This is a genomic window from Achromobacter sp. Marseille-Q4954, assembly GCF_943737025.1.
Lineage (GTDB): Bacteria > Pseudomonadota > Gammaproteobacteria > Burkholderiales > Burkholderiaceae_B > Achromobacter > Achromobacter bronchisepticus_A.
Map to the genome: position 1 here is coordinate 1714306 of NZ_CALSFQ010000001.1, position 25451 is coordinate 1739756.

Below are 25451 nucleotides of genomic sequence, written 5' to 3' on the forward strand. Positions count from 1 at the left end.
GCGGGACGGCGCGATGTCAGGCGCGCAGCGCCACGTCCACGACCGGCGCGCCGGTCATGTCCGCCAGTTGCCGCGGCGTCAGGTTGAACACCGCATGCGGATGCCCCGCGGCAGCCCACAGGCTGTCGTAGTTGAAAAGATCCGCGTCCAGCAGCATCACCGGCTTGACCGCATGGCCGATGGGACACACGCCGCCGATCGCATAGCCGGTCATGTCGCGCACGAACTTCGCGTCCGCCTTGGCCAGCGGCCCCACCTGCGAGGCCACCTTGGCCTCGTCCACTCGGTTCGCGCCGCTGGCGATGACCAGCACCGGCGCGTCATCCGAGGCGCGCCGGAAGATGATGGACTTGGCGATCTGCGCGACCTCGCAGCCTAGCCCCACCGCCGCTTCCGCCGAGGTCTTGCCGGTTTGCGGCAGGACGACCACGGGCTTGTCATGCCCCAGTTCCAGCAGCAGGCGCGCGACGCGCTGGGCGGATTCGGGCAAGGCGGCAAGGGACTCAGGCGACATCGGGACGGCTCCGTTGAGTTGGGAAATAGGCGCGGCCAGCGCGCCGGGACATCGGAAACGAGTTTATCAGCGCGGAGGCGCGGCGCCTGCGGGCTAGAATGCGCTCCTGGCTTTCCCACACGACACCCATGCGTTCCGAACCCGTCCTGCCCCTGCAAACCGCCCTGATCGGCGGCTACGCCATGTCCTACACCGAGTACGGCAGCGGTGCGCCCCTGGTGCTGGTGCACGGCTCCTTGTCCGACTGCCGCTACTGGAAGTCGCAGATGGCGCCGCTGGGCAAGTCGTTCCGCGTGCTGGCGGTCTGCCTGCGCCGCTACTGGCCCGAAACCTGGGACGGCGAAGGCGAGGGTTTTTCAGTCGAACAGCATGCCAGCGACGTGCTGGAGTTCATCGATACGGTGGCAGGCGAACCGGCCCATCTGGTGGGCCACTCCCGCGGCGGCCGCGTGGCGCTGGAGGCCGCATTGCAGCAGCCTGCCGCGCTGCGCAGCCTGACCCTGGCCGATCCGGGCCTGCCGCTGCCCGGCGACGACGACCTGCGCGGGGGCTTTCGCCAGCGCGCGCTGGCGCTCATCCGCGACGGCGAGATCGAAGATGGCCTGGCGCTGTTCGTGGATACCGTCACCGGACCCGACACCTGGCAACGCATGGTGCCGTGGTTCAAGGAAATGGTGCGCGACAACGTCGGCACGCTGTTCGGGCAGGCCGAGGAAAAGCCCGAAGCGCTGACGCCCGGGCAGATCGGCACGCTGAAGCTGCCGACCCTGCTGATTGGCGGCGCGCTCAGCCCCGCGCCCTATCCGGCCGTTTTGGATGCCCTGTCGCAATGGCTGCCGCAAGCGCAGCGCGTGACGATCACCGGATCGTCGCACGGCATGAACCTGGGCAATCCGCGCGCCTTCAACGGCGCGATCGGGGCATTCATCAACGGCTGACGCTGGCGCTGCCCGGCCGTGGCACGCCTCAGGGCTCGACCGAAGGCGTGTGCTTCAGACGCCGCAACACGAAGGTGGAACGGCTGTGCCGCACGCCGCGCAGCTTGTAGAGCCGCTTGCGCAGGAACTCCTCGTAGCCTTCGGTTCCCGCCACCGCCACCTTGATCAGATAGTCATACTCGCCCGTCACGAGAAAGGCCTCGACCACTTCCGGCAGCCGCGTGATCTCTTCGCCGAAGCGCGCCAGCGTGTCGTCATCGTGGTGTTCCAGCGTCACCTCGATCATGACGGTGTCCGGCAAGCCCAGCGCCTTCTGGTTCAAGAGGGCGGCGTAACCCTCGATCACGCCCGCCTCCTCCAGCGCCTTGACCCGGTTCCAGCAAGGCGTGGGCGACAGGCCCACCTGCTCGGCCAGTTTCAGGTTGGTGAGGCGCCCGTCCGCACGCAGCGCGCGCAGGATCTTGCGGTCGGTTTCGTCGATTTTGGGCGATGTGGACATGGGAAGGCCGATAGAAAAGATATTTTCCCTGGAAAAACCAATTTTACAAGACAGATATTTTCCTGAATCAGCAAATACGGCGTGAATCAGGAAACCTATTTTGCCCTCCTGCCCGTAGACTCTCCTGCAAGACGGTCACCTATCCCGCCCGTCCGATTTCGGCGTCCACGCTGCGGCACAACCCGGCGCAGACGCCGGCAGTATCAACGCAGCACGCCGCGCGCCGATCCGCACGGCAGGAAACCATGTCTCTCGCAGCAGCAGCACCCGCAAGAACCGGCCTGGGCCTTTCCGGCACCGCCATGCTTTTGGCCGCTCCGGCGCTCTTCGCCTCCAACATGGTGGCGGCCCGCTGGGCCCATGATGCCAACCTCCCCCCCGTGTTCCTGGCCTTCGGCCGCTGGCTGATCGCCCTGCTGATCCTGCTGCCGCTGGCCGCGCCCGCCCTGCGCGCGCATCGCAAGACCTTGTGGCGCGCCCTGCCGTCGCTGGCGCCGCTGGCGGTGCTGGGCATGGGCGTGGCCGTGGCGCCGCAATACATCGGCGCCCAAAACACCAGCTCGACCAACATCGCCCTGATCTTTTCGTGCAGCCCCATCCTGGTGGCGCTGCTGGAAGCCATCATCTGGCGCAAGCCGCTGTCCGCCCTGCGCGGCGCGGGCCTGGCGCTGGCCTTGGGCGGCGTACTGGTGGTGCTGGCGCGCGGTGACGCGCAGACGCTGGCCCGCCTGGATTTCGGCCAAGGGGATCTCTGGGTGCTGCTGGCCGCCACTGGCTGGGCCTTCTACACCGTGTTGCAGAAGCGGCTGAGTCTGCCCGCGGTGCCGGACAGCGCCCGGCTGGCCGCCATGATGCTGGGCGGCGTGCTGGCCCTGGCGCCCTTTGCCGCGATCGAGGCCGCGGCCGGCGCCACGCCGCCCTGGGGCGATCCGCGACTGGCCGCGGTGCTGCTGTTCCTGGCGGTGGTGCCCAGCCTGGGCGCGTACTACGTGTACGGCCGCCTGATCAGCCAGGCCGGGCCGGCCACCGCGGGGCTGTCGATGTTCCTGGTGCCGGTCTATGCCGCGCTGCTGGCCTGGCCGCTGCTGGGCGAAGCCCCGCAGCTGTTCCATGCCTACGGTTTCGTGATGATCCTGCTGGGCGTGAAGCTGGCCTCGTCGCGCATGCGCGCGGCGGCGGCCACGGCCGCCGCCCCGGCCTGAAGCGGACGGCTCAACGGCCGGTGCCCTGAGCCGCCATCACTTCCTGCGCCACCTGGCGCGGCGCCTCGGCATAGTGCTTGAACTCCATGCTGTAGGTCGCACGCCCCTGGGTCAGCGAGCGCAGCGAGGTGGAGTACCCGAACATCTCGGCCAGCGGCACTTCGGCGCGCACCAGCTTGCCGCCGCCACCCGCGATGTCCTCCATGCCCTGCACCATGCCGCGCCGCGAGGACAAGTCGCCCATGACGTTGCCGGTGAAGTCCTCGGGCGTTTCCACCTCGACCTGCATCATGGGTTCCAGCAGCACCGGATCGGCGCGGCGCATGCCTTCCTTGAAGGCCATCGAGCCCGCCATCTTGAAGGCGTTCTCGTTCGAGTCCACGTCGTGGTACGAGCCGAAGAACAGCGTCGCCTTCACATCCACCACCGGATAGCCCGCCAGCACTCCGGCATTGAGGGCTTCGCGTATGCCCTTGTCGACGGCCGGAATGAACTCGCGCGGCACCACGCCGCCCTTGATGGCATCGACGAATTCATAGCCCTTGCCGGGCTCCTGCGGTTCCAGCTTGAGCACCACATGGCCGTACTGGCCGCGCCCGCCCGATTGCTTGACGAACTTGCCTTCGACCTCGTTGCAGGTCTTGCGTATGGTTTCGCGGTACGCGACCTGGGGCTTGCCCACCGTGGCCTCGACGCCGAACTCGCGCTTCATGCGGTCGACCAGGATTTCCAGGTGCAGCTCGCCCATGCCGGAAATGATGGTCTGGCCGGACTCTTCATCCGTACGCACGCGGAACGACGGATCCTCTTGCGCCAGGCGGCCCAGCGCGATGCCCATTTTTTCCTGGTCGGCCTTGGTCTTGGGCTCCACGGCCTGGGAAATCACGGGCTCCGGAAACACCATGCGTTCCAGGATGATGATGTGGGCGGGATCGGTCAGCGTGTCGCCAGTGGTGACGTCCTTGATGCCCACGGCCGCCGCGATGTCGCCCGCGTAGACCTCGGTGATCTCGCGCCGCTCGTTGGCGTGCATCTGCAGGATGCGGCCCAGCCTTTCCTTCTTTTCCTTGATGGGATTGAAGACCGAGTCGCCCGATTTCACCACGCCCGAATAAACACGGAAGAACACCAGTTGGCCGACAAAGGGGTCGGTCATGATCTTGAAGGCCAAGGCCGAAAACGGCTCGTTGTCGGTGGGATGCCGTTCGATTTCATGATCGCGCACGTCGTGGCCCTTGATCGCGGGCACGTCCACGGGTGAAGGCATATAGTCGATGACCGCGTCCAGCATGGCCTGCACGCCCTTGTTCTTGAACGCGCTGCCACAGAGCATCGGCACGATCTCGTTGGCGACCGTGCGCATGCGCAGGCCCTGCTTGATTTCATCCTCGGTCAAGGGTTCGCCCGACAGGTATTTTTCCAACAGGGTTTCGTTGGCCTCGGCGGCCTTCTCCACCATCTTGTCGTGCCATTCCTGGGCCTGGGCCTGCATCGAGGCGGGAATGTCGCGGTACTCGAAGCGCACGCCCTGGCTGGCCTCATCCCAGATGATGGCCTTCATCTTGACCAGGTCGATCACGCCTTCGAAATGGTCCTCGGCGCCCACCGGCAGCTGGATGGGCACGGCGTCGCCCTTCAGGCGTTCGGCGATCTGGCGCTGCACGCGCAGGAAGTCGGCGCCGACCCGGTCCATCTTGTTGACGAAGGCCAGCCGCGGCACCTTGTACTTGTTGGCTTGGCGCCAGACGGTTTCGGATTGCGGCTGCACGCCGCCCACGGCGTCGTAGACCATGACCGCGCCATCCAGCACGCGCATGGAACGCTCGACCTCGATGGTGAAGTCGACGTGGCCCGGCGTGTCGATGATGTTGATGCGGTGTTCGGGATAGTTGCCCGCCATGCCCTTCCAGAAGGCGGTGGTGGCGGCCGACGTGATGGTGATGCCGCGTTCCTGTTCCTGCTCCATCCAGTCCATCACGGCGGCGCCGTCATGCACCTCGCCGATCTTGTGGGTGATGCCGGTGTAGAAGAGGATGCGCTCGGTGGTCGTCGTCTTGCCCGCGTCGATGTGGGCGCTGATGCCGATATTGCGGTAAAGCTCGATACGCGTCTTGCGAGTCATGGCCTCTTCCCTTGCAGTGAACTACCGGGCGAAGACGGCAAGCCCGACCGGGCCTTGCCGCGGCGGGCGCCATGCCGCGTAGGGTGCTTGAGAATCGCGGAACCGCGCCCGCACTGATGCGTAAATATTACGCGCGGCGCGACAAGAAACAAGCCTAGTCCCTGCAAGGGCCAAGGATAAAAAAAGCCCCTCCAACGGGAGGGGCTCGTTTGCCATGCACCAGCCTGGGGCGAGCCTCAGGGGCTGCCCGCAGCGGCGTACCGTGCAGGCTACTTCTTTTCTTCCTTGACGCGGTACACCAGCACGGCGGTGCTGGCCAGCGACAGAACCTTGGCGGTGACGCTGCCCAGCAGCAGGCGCGACAGGCCGCTGCGGCCGTGGCTGCCGATGAAGATCAGGTCGCAGCCGGCGTCGGCGGCGGCTTGCACGATGCCGTCGGCAACGTTGAAGTTCGACACGGCGCGCGACTCGGACTTCACGCCGGCGGTGTCGGCGCGGTCGGTGATCTGCTTGAGGTACTTGTCGGCCTGCTCGGCGGAGGCCTTTTCGTAGTCTTCGTCGGTGATGGCGTAGGCGGCAGCCATGCCGTCAAAGCCGATCGTGGCTGCGAAAGGCTGGGTCACGTAAAGCGCGACGACTTCAGCGCCCACGGAACGCGCAAAGCAAATGCCGGCATTGGCGGCTTGGGCCGAGAGCGGAGAACCGTCGGTGGGAATCAGGATCTTCTTGAACATCTTGCCTGCTCCTGTTTGTGAGGTACCTCCATGCTACCGGAAACGCGCCAGGTTCACATCAACCGAACCCGGCGCGCCTTGACGCGCGTCAAGCGCGATCAGCCCAGCTGCTGGGCGGCGGCGAACAGATTGGTGCAGCGGGTGCCGGTGCGGCAGTACGCCAGGACCGGGCCCGGCAGCGTGCGCAGCAGCTCGGCGAAACGCACCACGTCGGCGGCGGTCATGGCGCTGCCCACCACGGGCTGGTATTCGATCTGCAGGCCGGCGGCCACGGCGGCCTTGGACACGTCCGCGGCGGTGGGCTGGTCCGGGCCGCCTTCAAAATCGGGACGGTTGATGATCACGCTCTTGTAGCCGGCGGCGGCGACGTCCGCCATGTCGTCCGGGCCGAGCTGGGGCGCGACGGCGAAATTCTGGGTCAGGGGTTTGATGGGTGCGGACATGGCGGTTCCTTCAATGGCTTCAAAGAGACAGCTTTCTATTATTGATTGCTGGAGGCGTTTTGCGCGAAGATTTTTTCCAGATCGGTCCAGACGCCGCGATGATCGGCGATCGTGACCGAAAAGCGCAGCATCGTGGACGGCGCCTGGGACGGGGAAAACAGCGTGCCCGGAGCCAGCAGCATGCCGTGGTCGGCCGCCACGCGCGCCAGCGCCTCGGTATCGCGGCCGTAATCGGCCCAGACGAACATGCCGGCGTGCGGCTCGTGGTGCACCGTCAACCCCAGTTTCAGCAACCCTTTCAGGCAGCGCTGGCGGGCGTCGTCCACCCGCAGGCGCACGCGCTCGATGTGGCGGCGGTACTGCCCTTCCATCAGCACCCGGTGGATCACCCGCTCGCCGAGTTCGGGCGAGGTCAGGCCGGCCAGCATCTTCAGGTCGGCGAGCTTCTGCAGGATGTCCGGATTCGCCGCCAGATAGCCCACGCGCAGGCTGGCCGCCAGCATCTTGGAATAACCGCCCACCAGGATCACCCGTTTCAGGCGGTCCAGCGCGGCCAGCTTCATGGCGCCGCCCGGATGCAGTTCGCCGTAGGTGTCGTCCTCGACCACGAGAAAATCGTGGCGTTCGGCGATGCGCAGGATGTCGTAGGCGGCGCCGGCCGACAACGTGTGGCCGGTGGGGTTGTGCACGGAACTGTTGATGATGAAGAGCTTGGGCTTGTGTTGGGCAGCCAGCTGTTCGAGCAGCGCCGTATCGGGGCCGTCGGGGCCGCGCGGCACGCCGATCAGGCGCGCGCCGAAGGCGGCCAATCGGCCGAAGATGACGAACCAGGCCGGGTCTTCGACCAGCACGGTGTCGCCCGGTTTGACCAGGTGCCGCGCGATCAGGTCCAGGCCGTGCGTGACGCCGTTGGTCGTCAGCAGGTTGAGTTCCGGATGCGCAGGCACGCCATCGTTCTGCAGGAAGGCGGCGATCTGCTGACGCAGCGGCGCGAAGCCCTGCGGGTGGCCATAGCTGACCAGATGGCCGCGCACCGAACGGCCCACGGCGCGCACCGCGCCCGCCACCATCTCGGGGTCGAGCCAGTCCGCCGGCAGCAGCCCTGCGCCGCCCGGCATGCCTGAAGGGTTGGTGTCGCGGAACATGCTGCGCAACAGCCAGGCGACATCGATCCGGGCAGGCGGCGTGAACGCCGCGGGCGCCGCGCTGGCCACGGCGGCCAGGTGGCCGCTGCGCGCCCGCACGAAGAACCCCGCGCCCCGCCGCGACTGCACCAGGCCGCGGGCCACCAGGCGGTCGTAGGCCTCGACCACGGTGAAGCGGCTGACGCCCGACTGTTCGGCCATCTTGCGGATCGACGGCAGCCGGGTGCCGGGCCGCAGACCCTGTTCATCGATGCGGCGCGCCAGCCCATCGGCCAGCTGTGTCACCAAGGTGGCGTCGGCCTGGCGCACGGGTTGCCAGGGCATGGGGGAGGTCGCGGCGGCGGCAACTGTCATGGGGATTTCACCAGGCCAGTAAGTAAAGTGATATGCAAAAGTGTACCGGTACTGTACCGATAACTATGCGTAGAGTGACAGCAATGCCGAAAACCCGCAATAGCGGATGGGCGCGATGCCCGCGGCGTTCCCAACCTTGGTGGCTGTGATGACCCGTCCCGCTTTCTATCCGACCTCCCAGGCTGCGCCTGGCGCGCCCGCTGGGCTGTGGGAGGGGTACGGCTATGGCTTTCTGGGGGTGCTGGTCTTTTCCCTGACGCTGCCCATGACCCGCCTGGCCGTCGGCGAGCTGGCGCCGCTGCTTGTGGGACTGGGCCGGGCACTGCTGGCGGCGGTGCCGGCCATCGCCGTGCTCTGGCTGACGCGCGCGCGCCGCCCGAACCGCGAGGAATGGCCGGGCGTGATCCTGGCCGCGCTGGGCATCGTGGTGGGCTGGCCGCTGGCATCCTCGCTTGCCATGCAGACCGTGCCCGCGTCGCAGGGCGCCGTCTTCAACGGGCTGCTGCCCCTGTCGACCGCGGCCTTTGCCGCGCTGCGCAGCGGCGAGCGCCCCTCGCCCGCCTTCTGGGCCTGGGCCGTGCTGGGCGCCGCGCTGGTGACGGCCTATGCCCTGCGCCAGGGCGAAGGCGCCCTGCAGCCGGGCTATCTGTGGCTGTTGCTGGCCGTGGTCCTGGGCGGCATGGGCTACGCCGAGGGCGCGCGCGCTTCCCGCACGCTGGGCGGCGGGCGCACCATCTGCTGGGCGCTGGTGATCAGCGCGCCCGTGGTGGCCGCGCCGGTCGGCTGGATGGCGGCGCAGCAGGCCAGTTGGCCCAGCGCCCCGGTGATCTACGCCAGCGCCTATCTGGCGCTGGGTTCGATGTTCCTGGGCTTTTTTGCCTGGTATCGCGGCCTGGCCGTGGGCGGCATCGCCCGGGTCGGCCAGGTGCAGTTGCTGCAACCGTTCCTGACGGTGGTGGCGGCCGCATTGTTGTTTGGCGAATCCGTGGAGCCGGCGACGTACGTCTTCGCGGCTGCCGTGATCGCCGTTATCGCCGGCGGACGCCGCGCCATCGTCAGGACCAAAGAATGAATCTGCTCCCCTCCAACTGGGCCGACGTGCCCCTGATGTCCCTGTCCCTGCTGGGCCCGCTGGCCATGTTCGCCCTGGTCAGTTCCATTACCCCCGGACCCAACAACGTGATGCTGGCCTCGTCCGGCCTGAACTTCGGCTTCCGCCGCAGCGTGCCGCATCTGCTGGGGGTGAACCTGGGATTCACCTTCATGATTTTCCTGGTGGGAATCGGGCTGGGCTCTGTGTTCCAGCAGGTGCCGCAGCTTTACACCGTGCTGAAGTACGCGGGCGCGGCCTATCTGCTGTACCTGGCGTGGAAGATCGCGAATTCGGGCGAAATGGACGACGGCGAGGCGCGCGGAAAGCCGTTCACCTTCCTGCAGGCCGCCGCCTTTCAATGGGTCAACCCCAAGGCCTGGGTCATGGCCGTGGGCGTGATCGCCACCTACACGCCGCAGAATGGCTTCTTCGCCAATCTGGTGATCGCCACCGTCGTCTGCGGCATCGTCAACCTGCCCAGCATCGGCATCTGGGTGACCTTCGGCACGGCGCTGCGCCGCGTGCTGCACAAGCCCTGGGCGATCCGCGCCTTCAATGTGGGCATGGCGCTGCTGCTGGTGGCGTCGCTGTATCCGGTAGCGCTGGAAATGCTGCACTGACGCGGCGCTCAGGCCAGCAACCCCACAACCACGGCGGGCGTGACCAGCACATTGAACAGCCCCGCCATCACCATCACCAGGCCCGCGACGGCGCCTTCATCGGCCGCCAGTTCGCGGGCCTTGGCCGTTCCGGCGCCGTGCGCGCCCATCCCGAACAGCGCGCCGCGCGCCAGCGCCGAACGCAGCGGCAGCCAGCGCCGCATCAACTGGCCCAGGGCCGCGCCGAACACGCCCGTGACGATCACGAAGACGGCCGTCAGGTCCGGCACGCCGCCCACGTGCGACGACACGGCCACCGCGAACGGCGTGGCCACCGAACGCGGCAGCAGGCTCAGGCGCAGGTCCGGCGACAGGCCCAGCAGGCTGCCCAGCATCCAGGCGCTGGCGCCTGCGATCAGGCTGCCCACCGCCACGCCCGCCACCAGCACCGGCCAGTAACGGCGGATCAGCGCGCGCTGTTCATACAAGGGCAGCGCGAAGGCCACGATGACCGGGCCCAACATCGCCATCAGCCAGTGCGACCCCGCCATGTAGTCCCGGTAGCCGGTGTGCAGCGCAAGCGCCAGCGCCAGCAGCAGCGCGGGCGCCACCACCAGGGTCGACGTGCACCAGTAGGCATAGCGCCGGTAGAACAGGCGCGCGCAGACATAGGCCAGCACCGTCGCGGCGGGCCAGAACAGCAGATTGAAATCAGCTGGCATGGCGATTCATCCAGCGATAGCAGAGATCAATGGTCAATGCCGTGCCGGCCATCACCAGAACCGTGCCCAGGAGGATGACGGCCAGCAGCTTCAAGCCCAGCACGCCCAGGAATTCGCGGTGGTCCAGCAGCGACATGACGGCGGGCACGAAGAACAGCAGCATCTCGCCCAGCAGCCAGCTGGCGCCGCGATGCACGTTGCGCACCCGCAGGCGGCGCGTGGCCAGCAGCGCCAGCACCAGCGCCATGCCGATGACGCCGCCCGGCACGGGCAGACCCAGCAACTGGGCCAACGCCTGACCCAGCAAGGAGAAGAGGACCAGCAGACAGATTTGCAGCACGCGGCTGCGGCGCAGCGTGCTGCGTAGAAGAAGGGCGAGGCGTGGGCGAGACATGAGACGAAGTTCCTGCGGCATGCAGATGTTTTACGCCTACGGTGCTCATAGATAAAATGAATTCGATGAATTCAAGTTATTCCAGATAGGCATAAACATGGAACTGCGTCCGTTGCGCGCCCTGGTAGAAGTGGTCCGCCAGGGCGGTTTCTCTCAAGCCGCCCGGGCCGTCTTCGCCACCCAGCCCACCGTCAGCAAAGCGGTGCGCCAGCTGGAAGACGAACTGGGCATGCCGTTGCTGGACCGCCACGCCCAGCCGCCGCGGCTGACCGCGGCCGGCGAAATCGTCTACCGCCGCGCCGTGGCCATGCTGGCGCAGCGCGATGATCTGTACGCCGAACTGGACGAACTGAAGGGGCTCAAGCGCGGCGTGCTGCGCCTGGGCCTGCCGCCGCTGGGCAGCAGCACCCTGTTCGCCCCCATGTTTGCGCGCTTTCGCAGCCGCTATCCGCAGATTGAAATCAGCCTGGTGGAACACGGCAGCCGCCGCCTGGAGGAAATGGTGATGGCTGGCGAGATCGAACTGGCCGCCTCGCTCAAACCGGTGCCCGACATCTTCGAATGGCAGCCCGTGGCGCGCGAGCCGCTGGTGGCGCTGATGCCGGCCGACCACCCCAAGGCGCACGCCGCAACGGTCGGATTGAGCGATCTGCGGGACACGCCCTTCATTCTGTTCGAGACCGGCTTCGCCCTGAACCGCATCATCCACGACGCCTGCCAGCGCGCCGGCTTCTCCCCCACCGTGGCCGCGCGCAGCGGCCAGATCGATTTCATCGCGGCGCTGGTGGCGGCCGGCCTGGGCGTGGCGTTCCTGCCGCGCCTGAAGGCCCGCGAAGAGCTGCACGCCGGCGTGGCGCGCGTGCCGCTGCGCGATGCCGGCACGGACTGGGAGATGGTGCAGGTGTGGCGCCGCGGCGGCTACCTGTCGCATGCCGCCCAAGCCTGGCTGGCCTTGACCCGGGAAGTCCATCCCGAAGTATGCTGATGCCGGAACCCAGCCGCCCCGCCCGGGTCAGACTATCCATGCCAGCCCTACCCCGCCTTTCTCCCCGCCGCCTGTTCGCCGTTGCCTTGCTTGCAGGCGCCAGCGTGGTCGGCTGCACCCAGCTCGATTCCTGGCAGCGGCAGACTATTTTCTCCCCCCAGTCCGAACCGCAGACCTGGTGGCGCGAACCCGCCGCCGGCACCCAGGTTTATGACCTGACGCTGGCAGGCGGCGACAAGGTGCGCGCCTGGTACTGGCAAAGCCCTCAAGCCGGCGCGCCCACCGTGCTGTACCTGCATGGCGCACGCTGGAATCTGAACGGCAGCGCCTTCCGCATCGACGGCTGGACGCGCATGGGCTATTCCGTGCTCGCCATCGACTACCGCGGCTTCGGCGCGTCGACCCCGCGTCTGCCGTCCGAGGAAAGCGCGCTGGAAGACGCCGTGGCCGGGCTGAAGGAGCTGGCGCGCATCCAGCCCGATCCGGCGCGCCGCTTCATCTACGGCCATAGCCTGGGCGGCGCAATCGCCATCGACCTGGCCGCGCGCCCCGACCAGCCGGCATTCGCCGGCCTGATCGTGGAATCCAGCTTCACCAGCATCGGCGCGATGCTGGCCACGCTGCGCTGGGGCAAGGTGCCTGGCGCCAGCCTGCTGGTCACGCAACCGTTCGCTTCCGTGGAAAAGCTGGCGCGCATGCGCACCCCCATGCTGTTCATGCACGGCACCGCCGACCGCGTGGTGCCGCACACCATGAGCGACGAGCTCTACGCCGCCGCAGGCAACGTTGCGCCCGAGCTCAAACGCCTGGTCAAGATCGAAGGCGCCTCGCATTCCGGCGCCTTCCGCAGCGGCGCGCAATACGAGACCGCGGTGAAGACCTTCATGCAGGACGCGAGCCGCGCGTATCCGCGCAAGGCCGGCTAGCCTCCGCAGTCCGCCAGCCCGGCCTGGGCTGCCTCTCTCCCTCGCCTCCATCCGGACCTCTCTACGGCCGCCGGCAAGCACGACGCCTGCCTTGCCCGTGCGCGCAAGGCGCACGCTTCCCGCTCATCCCCAGAAATCGCGCATCGGCTTGCCTCCGCCTCCGGGTTGACCCGCCCCGGGAAATCCCCAAATCAAAATATCTTCTAAATATATTTATCAGATATTAGACTTTGCACCTGCTCGCCGCTCCGCCATTGAAGCGACGGCATCTTGAGGAGAAGCCAGTTGAGTAACGTGCATTGGCAGGGCGTCTTCCCTGCCGTAACGAGTAAGTTCCATGCCGACGAGACCCTCGACTTCGAGGCGATGCGCAAGCACTTCGGCTTCCTGATCGACAACGGCGTACACGGCCTGGTCACCTGCGGTTCGCTGGGCGAAGCCAGCACCCTGAGCCTTGAAGAAAAGCTGGAAGTGACGCGCTGCGCCGTGGAAGTCAGCGCCGGCCGCATTCCGGTCCTGGCCAACGTGTCCGAGACCAGCACCCGCGAAGCGCTGCGCTTCATCAAGGCCGCCGTGGAACTGGGCGTGGACGGCTTCATGCTGATGCCCTCGCTGATCTACGTGGCGGACTCGCGCGAAGCGATGCAGAGCATCCGCACCATGGCCGAAGCCGCGCAGAAGCCCTGCATGATCTACAACAATCCCGTCGCCTACCGCGTCGATCTCAAGCCCGAGCACATGGCCGAACTGGCCGACTGCAAATGGCTGGTCGCCATCAAGGAAAGCAGCGACGACGTGCGCCGCCTGACCGACCTGCGCAACGCGCTGGGCACGCGCTATCAGCTGTTCATCGGCGTGGACGACCTGTCGTTCGAGGCGCTGGCGCTGGGCGCGGACGGCCTGCTGGCCGGGCTGGTCACCGCCTTCCCGCGCGAAACCGTGGCCCTGTACGACCTGATGAAGGCGGGCAAGTGGCAGGAAGCGCTTGCGCTGTACCAATGGTTCACGCCGCTCCTGCATCTGGATGTGTCGACCAAGCTGGTGCAGAACATCAAGCTGGCCGAGACCCTGGCCGGCGTCGGCAATGAGCACGTGCGCCGCCCGCGCCTGCCGCTGGCCGGCGCCGAACGCGAACGCTGCGCCGCCATCATCCAGGCGTCGCTGGCCAAGCGCCCCGCGCAGTACCAGTCGAAGTAAGGCCGGGCTCCGGAAGAAGCACGAACCTCCTGGCGCGTGGCGGGACCGCGACGCGCCAGGGCCTGTCCCCAGCAAGCCCAACGGACATCATGCAAAGCGACATCATTCTTCAGACCCGGGGCCTGAGCAAGGAATTCCGCGGCTTCGTCGCCGTCAACAACGTCGACATGAGCGTGCGCCGCGGCGCCATCCACGCGCTCATCGGCCCCAACGGCGCGGGCAAGACCACCTTCTTCAATCTGCTGACCAAGTTCCACATCCCGACGCGCGGCGAGATCCTCTACGACGGCGTGGACATCACGCAGGAACGCCCCGCGCAGACCGCGCGTCGCGGCATCGTGCGCTCGTTCCAGATCTCTGCCGTCTTTCCGCAGCTGTCGGTGCGCGAGAACGTGCGCGTGGCCCTGCAGCGCAAGCTGGGCGTGGACTATTGCTTCTGGCGTTCGGAACGCACGCTGGAAAGCCTGCATCACCGCGTCGAGGAACTGCTGGACCAGGTCGGCCTGCGTACGCATCTGGACGTGGCCGCGGGCGACCTGCCCTATGGCCGCAAGCGCACATTGGAGATCGCCACCACGCTGGCGCTCGAACCCGAGCTGCTGCTGCTGGACGAACCCACGCAAGGCATGGGCCACGAGGACGTGGACCGGGTCAAGCACCTGATCAAGCAGGTCAGCGCCGGCCGCACCATCCTTATGGTCGAACACAACATGAAAGTGGTGGCGGACATCTCCGACACCATCACCGTGCTGCAGCGGGGCGAGATCCTGGCCGAAGGCCCCTACGCGACCGTATCGGAAAACCCGGCGGTGCGCGAAGCCTACATGGGAGCCGAAGATGAATGAAGCCGCCGCAGCCTCCAGCATGCTGGAAATCCGCAACCTGCACGCCTGGTACGGCGAATCGCACATCCTGCACGGCATCGACCTGGACGTGAAGCCGGGCGAATGCGTGACCCTGCTGGGCAGGAATGGCGCGGGCCGCAGCTCCACGCTGAAGTCCATCCTGGGCCTGGTGGGCCGGCGCAGCGGCTCGATCAGGATCCAGGGCCAGGAGACCGTCGGCCTGCCGCCCCACAAGATCGCGCGCCGCGGCATCGGCTATTGCCCTGAAGAGCGCGGCATCTATGCATCCTTGACCGCCGAGGAAAACCTCATGCTGCTGCCCTCGGTGGGGCCGGACGGCATGTCGGTGGCAGAGATCTACGACATGTTCCCCAACCTGAAAGAACGCGCGCACAGCCCCGGCACGCGGCTGTCGGGCGGCGAACAGCAGATGCTGGCGATGGCGCGCATCCTGCGCACCGGCGCCCGCCTGTTGTTGCTGGACGAAATCACCGAAGGCCTGGCCCCCGTCATCGTGCAGTCCCTGGGCCGCGTGATCCGGCAATTGAAAGAGCGCGGCTACACCACCGTGCTGGTCGAGCAGAACTTCCGCTTCGCCCAGCACCTGGCCGACCGCCATTACGTCATCGAGCACGGCCAGGTGGTGGCGGTGATAGACCGCGCCGAAGTCCTGCAATCGCAGGACAGGCTGAACGCCCTGCTCGGCATTTGAGTTTTCCAGACGCATTCCTTCCGACCGCAGTCCCCTTCCTACACGGAGCGTAGTCAGATGAAATTGAATCGAATCTCAGCAGCGCTGTTCGCCGTCGGCATGATCGGCGCCGCCCAGGCCCAGACCAAGATCAGCGATGACGTGGTCAAGATCGGCGTCCTGACCGACCTGTCCGGCGTCTATTCCGACCTGGCCGGCAACGGCTCCGTGATCGCGGCCCGCATGGCCGCCGAGGAAATGGGCAACAAGGTGCTGGGCAAGCCGGTGGAAGTGGTTTCCGCCGACCACCAGAACAAGCCCGACGTCGCCGCCAACCTGGCCCGCGAATGGTTCGACCAGGGCAAGGTCGACATGATCACCGACTTCCCCACCGCGTCCACCGCGCTGGCGGTGATGGAAATCGCCAAGCAGAAGAACCGCGTGACCATGCCGTCGGCCGGTCTGTCCACCGCGATCCTGGGCGAGAAGTGCTCGCCGCTGAATGCGCAGTGGACCACCAACACCTACGCCCTGGCCGCCGGCACCGCGCGCGCGCTGGTCAAGGAAGGCAAGAAGAGCTGGTACTTCATCACCGCCGACTACACCTTCGGCCACTCGCTCGAAAAGGACGGCACCGAAGTCATCCAGGAAAACGGCGGCAATGTGGTGGGCGTGTCGCGCCATCCCTTCCCCGGCAACGACTTCTCTTCGTTCTTGTTGAAGGCGCAGGCCTCCAAGGCCGACGTGATCGCGCTGGCCAACGCCGGCAACGACACGGTCAACGCAGTCAAGCAGGCCAACGAATTCGGCATCAACAAGAAGCAGATCGTGGCGCCGCTGCTCACCTACATCTCGGATGTGCACAGCATGGGCCTGGCCAAGGCGCAGGGCATGTACCTGACCGAAGCCTTCTATTGGGACTATGACGATGCCTCGCGCGCCTGGGCCAAGAAATTCTTCGAGAAAGCCAAAAAGATGCCGACCGCTTCGCAGGCCGGCGTGTATTCGGCCACGCTGTCCTATCTGAAGGCGATCGAAGCCGCCGGCACCGACGATGCGCCGGCCGTGATGGCCAAGCTGCGCGAGATGACCATCAACGACGCCGTGATCCGCAATGGCAAGCTGCGCGCCGACGGCGCGCTGGTGCACGACATGCTGCTGTTGCAGGTCAAGACGCCCAAGGAATCCAAGGCGCCCTGGGACTACTACAACGTGAAGTCGGTGCTCAAGGGCGAGGACGTGTTCCCCAAGCCCCAGGCCGCGTGCTCGTTGAACAAGACCTGATGCCGCCACGCGCCGCACGCATGGCGTGCGGCGCCGGCTGCCATGGCCGCGGCGCATCGCCGCGCGCTTCCCGGAAATCGACGCGACACCTTTCCGCCCGCCGCCTACCATGTTCGACATCTCGCTTTCCGCCTTGCTCGCCCAACTGCTGGTGGGCCTGATCAACGGCTGCTTTTACGCCATCCTCAGCATGGGGCTGGCCATCATCTTCGGCCTGCTCAACATCGTCAATTTCACACACGGCGCCCAGTTCATGATGGCGGCCTTTCTGGCCTGGATCGGCTTTACCCAGCTGCCGCAGCTGCTGGGGCCGGGCGTGCAGATCAACTTCTGGGCCGCGCTGATCCTGGCGCCCCTGCTGGTGGGACTGGTGGGCGTCGTGATCGAGAAGACGCTGCTCAAGCGCCTGTACCACCTGGACCACCTGTACGGCCTGTTGCTGACCTTCGGCATCGCGCTGATGATGGAAGGAGGCTTTCGCTACTTCTACGGCATCTCGGGCGTGGGCTATGAGCCGCCCGAGGTTCTGCAGGGCGGTTTCGACCTGGGCTTCATGTTCCTGCCCGCCTATCGCGCCTTCGTGGTGGTGGCATCGCTGGTGCTGTGCCTTGCCACCTGGTATCTGTTCGAACGCACCCGGCTGGGCGCCATGCTGCGCGCCGGCACCGAGAACCCCAAGCTGCTGCAGGCCTTCGGCGTGAACGTACCGGTGATGATCACCCTGACCTACGGTTTCGGCGTGGCGCTGGCCGGCGTGGCCGGGGTGCTGGCCGCGCCCGTCATGCAGATCAACCCGCTGATGGGCTCGAACCTGTTGAACATCGTGTTCGCCGTGGTCGTGATCGGCGGACTGGGCTCCATCATGGGCGCCATCGTCACCGGGCTGACCCTGGGCCTGCTGGAAGGGCTGACCAAAGTGTTCTATCCCGAAGCCTCGACGGTAGTCGTCTTCATCGTCATGGCCATCGTTCTGCTGACGCGCCCCGCCGGCCTGTTCGGCAAGGAGAAATAAGGTGCAGCGCATACCCTCCTCGATCCGCATCCTGGCGCTGCTGCTGGTGCCGGCCCTGCTGGTGCCGCTTTTCCCGCAGATCGTCTATCCCGTGTTCGTCATGAAGGTGCTGTGCTTTGCGCTGTTCGCGTTGGCCTTCAACCTGCTGACCGGCTTTACCGGCCTGGTGTCGTTCGGCCATGCGGCCTTCTTCGGCTGGGCCGGCTATGCGGCCGGCGAAATGATGATCCTGTTCGGCGCCCGCGGCCTGCCGCCCGAAATCGCCATCGCTTGCGGCGTAGCCATGGCCGCGGCCATCGGCTGGGCGATCGGCTGGCTGGCGATCCGGCGCACCGGCATCTACTTCGCGATGATCACGCTGGCGCTGTCGCAGGTGGCGTACTTCATGGCGGTTCAAGTGGGCTGGACGCGCGGCGAAGACGGCATGCAGGGCATTCCGCGCGGCAAGTTCCTGGGCCTGGTGGACCTGAGCGTGGACGCCAACATGTATTACTTCACGCTGGGGGTCTTCGTGCTGGGCTTTCTGTTCGTCTACCGGGTGATCCATTCGCCCTTCGGCCAGGTGCTCAAGACCATCCGGGACAACGCGCCGCGCGCCATATCGCTAGGTTACGATACAGACCGGTGCAAGCTGCTGGCGTTCGTGCTGTCGGCCTCGGTCGCCGGCCTGGCCGGTTCGCTGAAGGCGCTGGTGCTCCAGCTGGTTGCATTGAACGACGTTTCGCTCGCTACTTCCACCGAAGTGCTGCTGATGACGCTCCTGGGCGGCATCGGCACGGTATGGGGGCCGGTGGTGGGCGCGACGCTGGTCGTCAGCTTGCAGAATTACCTTGCCACCCTGGGCGACATCGTCACCATCGTCATCGGACTGATTTTCGTGTTGTGCGTGTCGTTCTTCCGGCGCGGCTTCGTCGGCGAATGGCTGGCCTACGCGCAGTGGCGCAAAACGAAGGAAAACAATAGTTGATGGCAGCAGCAGAATCCAAACGGCGCGCCGCCGATGTCGCCTACGACCAGATCGAAAGCATGATCGCCACGCTGCAATTGCAGCCGGGCAGCGCGGTCGTGGAAGCGGATCTGGTGGAAATGACCGGCCTGGGACGCACGCCGCTGCGCGAGGCGCTGCTGCGCATGGTGGCCGCCGGGCTGATACGCCAGGAGCCGCGGCGCGGCCTGCGCGTGTCCATGATCCAGCTGGCGGACCACATGGACCTGATCCAGACCCGCCGGGCGCTGGAACAGCTGATCGCCGCCAGCGCCGCGCGCCGCGCCACTGCGGCGCAGCGCAGCCAGATCGTGGACTGCGCGACGCAGATGATCCGGGCGGCGGAAGGCGGCAATCTCGACGACTACATGCATGCCGACCAGATGCTGGACCACGTCTGCCACCAGGCCTGCCGCAACGCCTCGGCCGTGAACGCGGTGGCGCCGCTGATCATCCAGTGCCGCCGCTTCTGGTACGCCTACCAGCACGAGGGCGACATCGCCGAAGGCGCGCGCCGCCACATGCTGATGGCCGAAGGCATCGCCACCGGCAACGAGTCCGCGGCCATCAAGGGCGCGGACTCGCTGATGGACTACCTGGAGATGTTCACGCGCAAGGTGATTGACGCGTGACGGCCGGCGCGGCCTGCCCCTTGCGGCGGGCCAGCCACTGCAGCACCCGCGGCCGCGAGCGGTCGTAGGCCAGGTTGTAGAGGAAGGCGTAGGGCAGATAGAACAGCACCAGCGCGATATCCAGCACAAAGGCCTGCCACAGGCTGATGTTGAGCCACCAGGCCGCCAGCGGGATCACGATCAGGATCAGGCCCAGCTCGAAGCCGAAGGCATGCACCACGCGCAGCCGCAGCGTACGGGTCCAGCCCATGCGGTTCTCGATGCGGTCAAAGCCCGCGTTGTAGATCATGTTCCAGACCAGCGCGATCCAGGCGATCACCGCGGTCAGCACGCCCATTTCGAACAGGGACTTGCCCATGGCCCAGGCAGCCGCCGGGGCGCACAGGCCGATGGCGATGATTTCGAACAGAAAGGCGTGGAGGAAACGTTCTTTAATGGATTTCTTGGCTTGCGTCATGACCCACCTGCGGTCGGTTGATACTCAGTGGCAGGGATTTTCGACGATATTTCCGTTACCATAAAGATGGTTTTCATCGGAAAAACCGATAATCACGGAGCCTCCGTCTATGCGCCACTCCCTGGAATCCCTGGCGGCGTTCGCCCAGGTCGCCTCCGAAGGCACGTTTTCGGCTGCCGCCCGCAAGCTCGGGAAAAGCCAGTCCACCATCAGCGAAACCATCGCCAACCTGGAGGTGGACCTGAACGTGGCGCTATTCGACCGCAGCCAGCGCCAGCCCGTCCTGACCGAGGCGGGCCGCGTGCTGCTGGGCCAGGCCTTGCAGGTGCTGGCCGCCAACGACAGGTTGAATCGCAGCGCCAGCCAACTGTCCGAAGGCCTGGAGCCCCGGCTGACGGTAGTGCTGTCCGACACGTTCCAGTCCGAGACCTTCGAGAACATGCTGAGCCAGATCGACCAGCGCTATCCGGCGCTGCGCTTCGAATGCCTGATCGCGGAATACGAGGATGTGGTGGCGCTGGTGCAGCAGGGCCGCGCGCACCTGGGGCTGATGGCCGCCCAGGAGAGCTATCCGCCCGACGTCGCGCACGCCGCCCTGGCGGAGCTTTCTGAAATCGTCCTGTGCGTGAGCCGCAAGCACCCGCTGGCAAAGCTGCCCCGGGTCACGGAGGACCAGCTGAAATCCGAACGCGCGCTGCGCCTGAGCACGTACGAACTGGGCGACAAGGAGACCGAACCCGCGTACGCGACCTGGTCGGCGCCCGGCTATTTGATGCTGATGGACATGGCGACCCTGGGGTTTGGCTGGACCGAACTGCCGCGCTGGATGTTCCAGCGTTTCGGCCAGGATCAGCTGGTGGAGCTGAAGGCGCCAGGCTGGCCGCGCCACATCCGCGTCGACGCGGTCTGGTCGCGGCGCCGCGCGCTGGGGCCGGCAGGCGCGTGGCTGCTGCAGAGCCTGACGGGCGGCTAGAGCCAGCCCGCGCCGCAACGGCCTTGCAGCCGATCAGCGCGCCGTGGCCGGCAAGCGCGAGATGTGCACGCCGTTGGCGTTGAGCCAGTCGCCCAGCTTCGGGCTGGCCAGCACGTCGAACTCCGCGCGGCGCTGGCGCGACATGGCGCAGTCATCCTGGCTGCCCATGGCCGGATGGCACATGACCAGGTCGCAGTCGCGCGCGTTGAACAGCCAGTTCTGCAGCAGGTCCGCGTAGCGCCGCTTGCCGCCTTCGAAGCCATAGACGCCCAGCAGCCGGCGGTTGGTGCGCATGCCATCCTTTTGCGCCTCGCGCGCCAGCGCGCTCGAACCGAGCGCGCCAATGACGCGCGCCTTGAGGGCTTCTTTCAGGGGAATGCCAACCTGCATGCCCGGCGCCGTCTGGCGCAGCCAAGGCATATGATCGCCATAGCGTTGCTTGAGCAACAGCAGCAGCCGTTCGCGGATGCCCGGCAGCTGATGCACGTGCTGGTGCCCGTCGACATAGTCCGGCGCGCGGCCGAACGCGGCCTCGAAAGCATCGAACTGGCACGCCAGCTGCGCATCGATCCAGGCGGCGTCGAGTCCGCCCGCATAGGCGCTCAGGATCAGCCGGCTCAGCGTGGGCATGGGCTCGGCGCCAGGCGTAAGCGCTTCCGTGAAGTTCACGTGCAGGCCGATATCCACGTTCATCGGAGCCAGGCGCCCGGCGTTCGACGCGAACGACGGACCCAGCGTGAGGCAGCTGACCGCGCTCAGCCGGCCCATGCCGGCCAGCGCAATCATGCCTTCATCGATATCGGCATTCATGCCAAAATCATCACCGCAGACCACGATACGTTTGCTCATTGCTATACCTTTGACTTCATTTCCGCCACGCCCTTCATGCGCGCCCTGCTGCAACAAGTAAGCACCTTCATTGCCGTCGGATGCGCCGCCGCGGCCACCCACTGGGCTGTCGCCGTGGGTTGCGTCGAACTCTTTCGCATGCCGCCCCTGGCCGCCAACCTGATCGGCTGGCTGGTTGCATTCGCGGTTTCCTTCACTGGCCACTACCGGCTTACGTTCCGACATTCCAAAACTCCGTGGACGGTAGCAGCGCGGCGTTTCTTCCTTGTGTCAGCAGCCGGCTTCATCATCAACGAAGCCGCATACGCCTGGCTACTGCATAGCACTACCATCCGTTACGACATCCTGCTTGCCTTGATCCTGCTCGGGCTCGCCGTGGCGACCTTCATCGCTAGCCGGCTTTGGGCGTTCCGCCACAAACCCGCTGCCTGAGGGCCGCGTCCACGTCGACGCGCCACATTACATACTTCACGCTACTGACCACCGGCGCCAGCCCCTGCAACGGCGCATAAACCTGGTTGTCCGCCGCGGTACCCCATACCCAGTAGCGGCTGCCTTCGGCTGCCTGACACAGGCGCGCGTTGAACTCCGCGGGGCTGAGCAGCACCTGTCCGCCGGTTTCGGGGTCGAACTGGGCGGCGTCATACAGCTCCTTGCGCCAGTTGTCCCGCACGGGCACCTCCGGATTGAGCCAGTCGTCCACCACCCAGGCGGGCCGCGGCGCCCGGGCGTACAGCGCCAGGTCGAACGGATAGGTGTGCAACGACACGAAGGTATCGTCCGGCCGCGCCTGCTCCCGCACCACCTTGGCCAGCGGGCCCGCGCTGCCGCGCGCATTGTTGGCGGCGATGCCCACCGCGATGACGCAGATCCCCACCGCCACCGCGGCGCTCAGGCGCAGCAGGCGGGTGGCCGAATCGGCGTCGGCGCGCCTGGCTCCCTGGATCACTTCGGCCAGAAGGAAAGCCAGCGGCGCCAGCGCCGGCAGGACATAGCCCACAAGCTTGGAATTCGGCAGCGAAAAGAACGCCAGCACGACGGCAAACCACAGCACCGCCAGGCGCCGCAAGCTGCGCGAGGGACCGGCTTCCCAGAACGTCTTGCGCAGGATGCCGCCGCCCCAAAGCGACCAGGGCAAGCTCAGCCCGGCCACCACCGGCAGATAGAACCAGAACGGCTGCGCATTGTTAAAACCAGTAGCGGCAAAGCGCTGGAAGTGCTGATAGACAAAGAAGTAGTCGTAGAAACCTGGATAGCGCCACTGCATCAGCACGAACCACGGCGCCGCCACGGCGATGAACACCAGCAGCGCGGGCGGCCAGAACAGCGCAGCCAGGCCGCGCCACCGGCGTTCCCACACCAGCCAGATCAGCAGGATGGCGCCCGGCAGCACCAGGCCGATCAGCCCCTTGGCCAGCACGGCAAGCGCGGCCAGCGCGCCAGCCGCCACGGCCATCGCGTGCCAGGCTTCTCCGCGCTCCTCGCGCAGCACCGTATCCGTTGCCGCCAGCACGCACAGCGTGATCATGCCGGCCACCAGCATGTCCAGATTCGCGAACTGCGCGCCACCATAGAAAAACGGCATGGTGGCGAGGATCAGCACGGTCGTCATGGCGGTCGCGGGATCGCGGTAGCGGCGCACAAAGGCGTACATCGCAGCCGCCGCGGCCCACGCGGCCAGCCAAGAGGGCACCCGCGCCGCCCAGGGATGCACGCCGAACACCGAAAAGGACAGCTCAGTCAGCCAGTAGTAAAGCGGCGGCTTGTGGAAATACGGCATGCCGTCCAACAGGGGCACCGCATGCGAACCGCTGCGCAGCATGTCCCAGGCCACACCGGCATAGCGCCCTTCATCGGGCAGGGTCAGGGGCCTGATCCAGGCCAGGAAAGCAAGCCACGCGCCTATCGCGATCAGGAAGCGTCCCGCTGGCGGGGTCCAATCGGAGCGCCGCCAGAACGTCGTGGCGAACATGTCAGTCCAAGCCTTGGCCCGGCCGGGAAGCCCTGCCCTGGCGCCGGCGCACGACGAACAGCGGCCGGCCCTTCACCTCATCGAAGATCCGCGACACGTATTCGCCCACCACGCCCAGGGAAATCAGATTCACGCCGGCAAAGAACAGCACCGCCGTGACGATGGTCGTCCAACCGGAAACCTCGTTGCCGAAGAACAGGTACTCGCCGACCAGATAGGCGGCATAGGCCAGCGCCAGCATGGCAAAGGCCACGCCGACCAGGCTGACCAGGCGCAGCGGCCAGGTCGTGAAAGCGGTCAGGCCGTCCAGCGCCAGCCGGACCAGGCGCATGCTGCTGAAACGGCTGTCGCCGTGCATGCGCTCCTCGGGGGTATAGGCCAGCGCTTCGCCCTTGAAGCCGACCCAGGCGTACAGGCCTTTCATGAATCGGGTGCGTTCGGGCAGCGCGATCAGCGCGTCCACCACGCTGCGGTCCATCAGGCGAAAATCGCCCGCGTGCGCCGGCACGTCCACGCCGCGCGCGCCGCTCAACAACTTGTAGAACCAGCGCGCGCCAGCGCGCTTGGCCCAGGATTCGTCGGCGCGGGTCTCGCGCACGGCGTAGACCATTTCGGCCCCGGCGGCCCAGCGCGCCAGCATTTGCTCGATCAAGGCGGGAGGATGCTGCAGATCCGCATCCAGGCAGATCACCGCATTGCCCGTGGCGGCTTCCAGGCCGGCGCTGATCGCGGCTTCCTTGCCGAAGTTGCGCGACAGCTGCACGTAGCGAAAACCATCGTGTTCGGTCCATTCGGCCATCAGCGCTTCCGTGCCGTCCGTGCTGCCGTCATCGGCCACGATGATTTCCCAGCTGGTGCACAGCGCCTCCAGGCGGTTGCGCAGCAGAGGCAGCAGCACCTGCAGGTTCTCGCATTCGTTCAGGCACGGAATGACGCAGGTCACGCAAGTGTCGTACGGCACGCGAGCCTCGGCCGCCGGCCAAACCGTTTCCAGCGGATACGATTTGGTCAGCACTTGCGGGACAGCGGATTCGGACCGGAACTGAATGTGCATGGCTCTAGACTCGGAATGCAGGACTATGCCGAGCAGTATGCGTAGGGATCTGTCGAATTTTCATGAAATGCGCAATTGCCTGCAGCGCCCGAGAAATCCAGATGAATTCTAGGGAGCGTCCCCCGGAAAACAATAAAGTGGCGTAAACCTGTGTCCCCAATTTGTGAAGCCCTGTAAAGCCGGACTGCGCCTGCGCATCGGTAAAATGCGCCCGAGTTTTTTGTTTTCGCAGGTTGTCATGCAATATCAAGTCCGGCTCATGCAGGCCAGCGACGTGGACGCCATCCTGGCCCTCCAGACCCTGGCCTACCCCGGTTTCCTGCTGGAAAGCGCGGGTTTCTTCCAGAACCGCCTGGCGCTCGCCCCCTCGCACTGCTGGGTAGCGCAGGCTGGGGCCAGCCCGGATGCGCTGCTGGGCTACCTGATTTCCTATCCCTGGGACGCGGGACTGCCGCCCGCCCTGGATGTGGCGCTCGCGGCGCTGCCGGCCGCGGCCGACCACTGGTTCCTGCACGACTGCGCCGTGGCGCCCTCGGCGCAGGGGTTGGGCGTGGGCCAGGCGCTGCTGCGCGCCGCCGCCGACAGCGCGCATGAAGGCGGCTTGCGCCGCGCCAGCCTGGTGTCCCTGGAATCCGCCGTGGGTTACTGGCAGCGCCACGGCTACCTGCCGGTCAGCGCAGACAGCGCCGACCTGACCGAAAAACTGGCTGGCTACGGGCCGCGCGCGCAATACATGTCGCGCGCATTTCCACTCTAGCCGCCCCGGCCGCGGCGACCTCCGCCGCGGCTTTCCGCCCGCCCGGCCCCGCGCCGCGCGCCGCCTCCCTGCC

Annotated in this window: 28 protein-coding genes; 16 read left to right on the forward strand and 12 right to left on the reverse strand. The window is 66.5% G+C overall.

Annotated features, from left to right (window positions below):
* Positions 1–16 precede the first annotated feature (16 nt).
* Complete coding sequence (locus NGK62_RS08000) at positions 17–514, reverse strand: YbaK/EbsC family protein (protein ID WP_251877962.1); 498 nt, start codon at positions 512–514, stop codon at positions 17–19.
* A gap of 128 nt (positions 515–642) precedes the next feature.
* Here NGK62_RS08000 and NGK62_RS08005 point away from each other — a divergent pair, with 128 nt between their 5' ends.
* Entirely contained in the window at positions 643–1452 is an 810-nt protein-coding gene (locus tag NGK62_RS08005; protein ID WP_251877964.1) for an alpha/beta fold hydrolase, read from the forward strand.
* 28 nt (positions 1453–1480) lie between these two features.
* Here NGK62_RS08005 and NGK62_RS08010 read toward each other — a convergent pair whose 3' ends face one another.
* On the reverse strand, positions 1481–1951 hold the full coding sequence (locus NGK62_RS08010) for an Lrp/AsnC family transcriptional regulator (protein ID WP_059372995.1): 471 nt from the start codon (positions 1949–1951) through the stop codon (positions 1481–1483).
* A gap of 245 nt (positions 1952–2196) precedes the next feature.
* Between NGK62_RS08010 and NGK62_RS08015 the strand changes: the two genes are divergently transcribed.
* Positions 2197–3153, forward strand: a complete 957-nt coding sequence (locus NGK62_RS08015) for a DMT family transporter (RefSeq protein WP_251877966.1) — start codon at positions 2197–2199, stop codon at positions 3151–3153.
* A gap of 10 nt (positions 3154–3163) precedes the next feature.
* On the opposite strand, the gene fusA is transcribed toward NGK62_RS08015, so the two are convergent.
* The 4 genes from fusA to NGK62_RS08035 all read right to left on the reverse strand — a co-directional run bounded on the left by fusA (position 3164) and on the right by NGK62_RS08035 (position 7906).
* Positions 3164–5275, reverse strand: coding sequence for an elongation factor G (gene fusA / locus NGK62_RS08020; protein ID WP_059372992.1), 2112 nt, complete (start codon positions 5273–5275; stop codon positions 3164–3166).
* A 269-nt stretch (positions 5276–5544) separates the two neighbouring features.
* Positions 5545–6009 carry a universal stress protein gene (locus tag NGK62_RS08025; protein ID WP_013391481.1) on the reverse strand — a complete coding sequence of 155 codons (465 nt, stop codon included), beginning with the start codon at positions 6007–6009 and terminating at the stop codon, positions 5545–5547.
* A 98-nt stretch (positions 6010–6107) separates the two neighbouring features.
* Positions 6108–6452, reverse strand: coding sequence for a protein tyrosine phosphatase family protein (locus NGK62_RS08030; RefSeq protein ID WP_059372991.1), 345 nt, complete (start codon positions 6450–6452; stop codon positions 6108–6110).
* A gap of 38 nt (positions 6453–6490) precedes the next feature.
* A complete protein-coding gene (locus NGK62_RS08035; protein WP_118932596.1) occupies positions 6491–7906 on the reverse strand; it encodes an aminotransferase-like domain-containing protein in 1416 nt (471 codons plus the stop codon).
* Positions 7907–8099: 193 nt separating this feature from the next.
* Between NGK62_RS08035 and NGK62_RS08040 the strand changes: the two genes are divergently transcribed.
* Together NGK62_RS08040 and NGK62_RS08045 are read left to right on the forward strand one after the other, a co-directional pair.
* Entirely contained in the window at positions 8100–9023 is a 924-nt protein-coding gene (locus tag NGK62_RS08040) for a DMT family transporter (RefSeq protein WP_118932583.1), read from the forward strand.
* Positions 9020–9664, forward strand: a complete 645-nt coding sequence (locus NGK62_RS08045; protein WP_059372984.1) for a LysE family translocator — start codon at positions 9020–9022, stop codon at positions 9662–9664. Before NGK62_RS08040 ends, NGK62_RS08045 begins: the two co-directional genes overlap by 4 nt.
* Before the next feature lie 8 nt (positions 9665–9672).
* Here the strand turns inward: NGK62_RS08045 and NGK62_RS08050 are convergent, their stop codons facing one another.
* Together NGK62_RS08050 and NGK62_RS08055 are read right to left on the reverse strand one after the other, a co-directional pair.
* Positions 9673–10365, reverse strand: a complete 693-nt coding sequence (locus NGK62_RS08050) for an LrgB family protein (RefSeq protein ID WP_059372982.1) — start codon at positions 10363–10365, stop codon at positions 9673–9675.
* Complete coding sequence (locus NGK62_RS08055; RefSeq protein ID WP_059372980.1) at positions 10355–10759, reverse strand: CidA/LrgA family protein; 405 nt, start codon at positions 10757–10759, stop codon at positions 10355–10357. The genes NGK62_RS08050 and NGK62_RS08055 overlap by 11 nt, the downstream gene beginning before the upstream one ends.
* A 97-nt stretch (positions 10760–10856) precedes the next feature.
* On the opposite strand from NGK62_RS08055, the gene NGK62_RS08060 reads away from it, so the two are divergent.
* The 9 genes from NGK62_RS08060 to NGK62_RS08100 all read left to right on the forward strand — a co-directional run bounded on the left by NGK62_RS08060 (position 10857) and on the right by NGK62_RS08100 (position 19316).
* Positions 10857–11744 carry a LysR family transcriptional regulator gene (locus tag NGK62_RS08060; protein WP_118932581.1) on the forward strand — a complete coding sequence of 296 codons (888 nt, stop codon included), beginning with the start codon at positions 10857–10859 and terminating at the stop codon, positions 11742–11744.
* Positions 11745–11782: 38 nt separating this feature from the next.
* Complete coding sequence (locus NGK62_RS08065; RefSeq protein ID WP_059372976.1) at positions 11783–12670, forward strand: alpha/beta hydrolase; 888 nt, start codon at positions 11783–11785, stop codon at positions 12668–12670.
* A gap of 285 nt (positions 12671–12955) precedes the next feature.
* Positions 12956–13867, forward strand: coding sequence for a dihydrodipicolinate synthase family protein (locus tag NGK62_RS08070; RefSeq protein ID WP_059372975.1), 912 nt, complete (start codon positions 12956–12958; stop codon positions 13865–13867).
* 89 nt (positions 13868–13956) lie between these two features.
* The gene (locus NGK62_RS08075; RefSeq protein WP_082401334.1) at positions 13957–14712 is read left to right on the forward strand and encodes an ABC transporter ATP-binding protein; all 756 of its coding nucleotides are present in this window, start codon (positions 13957–13959) and stop codon (positions 14710–14712) included.
* Positions 14705–15424 carry an ABC transporter ATP-binding protein gene (locus NGK62_RS08080; RefSeq protein WP_118932579.1) on the forward strand — a complete coding sequence of 240 codons (720 nt, stop codon included), beginning with the start codon at positions 14705–14707 and terminating at the stop codon, positions 15422–15424. Before NGK62_RS08075 ends, NGK62_RS08080 begins: the two co-directional genes overlap by 8 nt.
* A 57-nt stretch (positions 15425–15481) precedes the next feature.
* Positions 15482–16687: an ABC transporter substrate-binding protein gene (locus NGK62_RS08085; protein ID WP_118932578.1), complete on the forward strand. Its 1206-nt coding sequence runs from the start codon at positions 15482–15484 to the stop codon at positions 16685–16687.
* Positions 16688–16796: 109 nt separating this feature from the next.
* Positions 16797–17699 (forward strand): branched-chain amino acid ABC transporter permease, encoded by a 903-nt coding sequence (locus NGK62_RS08090; RefSeq protein ID WP_059373059.1) that lies wholly within the window; start codon positions 16797–16799, stop codon positions 17697–17699.
* A gap of 1 nt (position 17700) precedes the next feature.
* The gene (locus NGK62_RS08095; protein ID WP_059372969.1) at positions 17701–18666 is read left to right on the forward strand and encodes a branched-chain amino acid ABC transporter permease; all 966 of its coding nucleotides are present in this window, start codon (positions 17701–17703) and stop codon (positions 18664–18666) included.
* A complete protein-coding gene (locus tag NGK62_RS08100; RefSeq protein ID WP_251877968.1) occupies positions 18666–19316 on the forward strand; it encodes a GntR family transcriptional regulator in 651 nt (216 codons plus the stop codon). The genes NGK62_RS08095 and NGK62_RS08100 overlap by 1 nt, the downstream gene beginning before the upstream one ends.
* On the opposite strand, the gene NGK62_RS08105 is transcribed toward NGK62_RS08100, so the two are convergent.
* Positions 19291–19773, reverse strand: coding sequence for a multidrug/biocide efflux PACE transporter (locus NGK62_RS08105; RefSeq protein WP_059372966.1), 483 nt, complete (start codon positions 19771–19773; stop codon positions 19291–19293). The genes NGK62_RS08100 and NGK62_RS08105 overlap by 26 nt on opposite strands.
* Before the next feature lie 109 nt (positions 19774–19882).
* Between NGK62_RS08105 and NGK62_RS08110 the strand changes: the two genes are divergently transcribed.
* On the forward strand, positions 19883–20746 hold the full coding sequence (locus NGK62_RS08110; protein WP_059372963.1) for a LysR family transcriptional regulator: 864 nt from the start codon (positions 19883–19885) through the stop codon (positions 20744–20746).
* Between the two features lie 33 nt (positions 20747–20779).
* On the opposite strand, the gene NGK62_RS08115 is transcribed toward NGK62_RS08110, so the two are convergent.
* Positions 20780–21595 (reverse strand): ChbG/HpnK family deacetylase, encoded by an 816-nt coding sequence (locus NGK62_RS08115; RefSeq protein WP_059372961.1) that lies wholly within the window; start codon positions 21593–21595, stop codon positions 20780–20782.
* A 36-nt stretch (positions 21596–21631) separates the two neighbouring features.
* Here NGK62_RS08115 and NGK62_RS08120 point away from each other — a divergent pair, with 36 nt between their 5' ends.
* Positions 21632–22027: a GtrA family protein gene (locus NGK62_RS08120; RefSeq protein WP_118932577.1), complete on the forward strand. Its 396-nt coding sequence runs from the start codon at positions 21632–21634 to the stop codon at positions 22025–22027.
* Here NGK62_RS08120 and NGK62_RS08125 read toward each other — a convergent pair.
* Together NGK62_RS08125 and NGK62_RS08130 are read right to left on the reverse strand one after the other, a co-directional pair.
* On the reverse strand, positions 21987–23567 hold the full coding sequence (locus NGK62_RS08125; protein WP_251877970.1) for a glycosyltransferase family 39 protein: 1581 nt from the start codon (positions 23565–23567) through the stop codon (positions 21987–21989). The genes NGK62_RS08120 and NGK62_RS08125 overlap by 41 nt on opposite strands.
* A gap of 1 nt (position 23568) precedes the next feature.
* The gene (locus tag NGK62_RS08130) at positions 23569–24621 is read right to left on the reverse strand and encodes a glycosyltransferase family 2 protein (RefSeq protein WP_059372958.1); all 1053 of its coding nucleotides are present in this window, start codon (positions 24619–24621) and stop codon (positions 23569–23571) included.
* A 259-nt stretch (positions 24622–24880) separates the two neighbouring features.
* On the opposite strand from NGK62_RS08130, the gene NGK62_RS08135 reads away from it, so the two are divergent.
* Positions 24881–25378, forward strand: coding sequence for a GNAT family N-acetyltransferase (locus NGK62_RS08135; protein WP_059372956.1), 498 nt, complete (start codon positions 24881–24883; stop codon positions 25376–25378).
* The last annotated feature ends 73 nt before the right edge of the window (positions 25379–25451 follow it).

Coding starts and splice junctions, on each gene's coding strand:
- NGK62_RS08000 (WP_251877962.1), bottom strand. CDS start 514: ATGTCGCCTGAGTCCCTTGCCGCCTTGCCCGAATCCGCCCAGCGCGTC.
- NGK62_RS08005 (WP_251877964.1), top strand. CDS start 643: ATGCGTTCCGAACCCGTCCTGCCCCTGCAAACCGCCCTGATCGGCGGC.
- NGK62_RS08010 (WP_059372995.1), bottom strand. CDS start 1,951: ATGTCCACATCGCCCAAAATCGACGAAACCGACCGCAAGATCCTGCGC.
- NGK62_RS08015 (WP_251877966.1), top strand. CDS start 2,197: ATGTCTCTCGCAGCAGCAGCACCCGCAAGAACCGGCCTGGGCCTTTCC.
- fusA (WP_059372992.1), bottom strand. CDS start 5,275: ATGACTCGCAAGACGCGTATCGAGCTTTACCGCAATATCGGCATCAGC.
- NGK62_RS08025 (WP_013391481.1), bottom strand. CDS start 6,009: ATGTTCAAGAAGATCCTGATTCCCACCGACGGTTCTCCGCTCTCGGCC.
- NGK62_RS08030 (WP_059372991.1), bottom strand. CDS start 6,452: ATGTCCGCACCCATCAAACCCCTGACCCAGAATTTCGCCGTCGCGCCC.
- NGK62_RS08040 (WP_118932583.1), top strand. CDS start 8,100: ATGACCCGTCCCGCTTTCTATCCGACCTCCCAGGCTGCGCCTGGCGCG.
- NGK62_RS08045 (WP_059372984.1), top strand. CDS start 9,020: ATGAATCTGCTCCCCTCCAACTGGGCCGACGTGCCCCTGATGTCCCTG.
- NGK62_RS08050 (WP_059372982.1), bottom strand. CDS start 10,365: ATGCCAGCTGATTTCAATCTGCTGTTCTGGCCCGCCGCGACGGTGCTG.
- NGK62_RS08055 (WP_059372980.1), bottom strand. CDS start 10,759: ATGTCTCGCCCACGCCTCGCCCTTCTTCTACGCAGCACGCTGCGCCGC.
- NGK62_RS08060 (WP_118932581.1), top strand. CDS start 10,857: ATGGAACTGCGTCCGTTGCGCGCCCTGGTAGAAGTGGTCCGCCAGGGC.
- NGK62_RS08065 (WP_059372976.1), top strand. CDS start 11,783: ATGCCAGCCCTACCCCGCCTTTCTCCCCGCCGCCTGTTCGCCGTTGCC.
- NGK62_RS08075 (WP_082401334.1), top strand. CDS start 13,957: ATGCAAAGCGACATCATTCTTCAGACCCGGGGCCTGAGCAAGGAATTC.
- NGK62_RS08080 (WP_118932579.1), top strand. CDS start 14,705: ATGAATGAAGCCGCCGCAGCCTCCAGCATGCTGGAAATCCGCAACCTG.
- NGK62_RS08085 (WP_118932578.1), top strand. CDS start 15,482: ATGAAATTGAATCGAATCTCAGCAGCGCTGTTCGCCGTCGGCATGATC.
- NGK62_RS08090 (WP_059373059.1), top strand. CDS start 16,797: ATGTTCGACATCTCGCTTTCCGCCTTGCTCGCCCAACTGCTGGTGGGC.
- NGK62_RS08100 (WP_251877968.1), top strand. CDS start 18,666: ATGGCAGCAGCAGAATCCAAACGGCGCGCCGCCGATGTCGCCTACGAC.
- NGK62_RS08105 (WP_059372966.1), bottom strand. CDS start 19,773: ATGACGCAAGCCAAGAAATCCATTAAAGAACGTTTCCTCCACGCCTTT.
- NGK62_RS08110 (WP_059372963.1), top strand. CDS start 19,883: ATGCGCCACTCCCTGGAATCCCTGGCGGCGTTCGCCCAGGTCGCCTCC.
- NGK62_RS08115 (WP_059372961.1), bottom strand. CDS start 21,595: ATGAGCAAACGTATCGTGGTCTGCGGTGATGATTTTGGCATGAATGCC.
- NGK62_RS08120 (WP_118932577.1), top strand. CDS start 21,632: ATGCGCGCCCTGCTGCAACAAGTAAGCACCTTCATTGCCGTCGGATGC.
- NGK62_RS08125 (WP_251877970.1), bottom strand. CDS start 23,567: ATGTTCGCCACGACGTTCTGGCGGCGCTCCGATTGGACCCCGCCAGCG.
- NGK62_RS08130 (WP_059372958.1), bottom strand. CDS start 24,621: ATGCACATTCAGTTCCGGTCCGAATCCGCTGTCCCGCAAGTGCTGACC.
- NGK62_RS08135 (WP_059372956.1), top strand. CDS start 24,881: ATGCAGGCCAGCGACGTGGACGCCATCCTGGCCCTCCAGACCCTGGCC.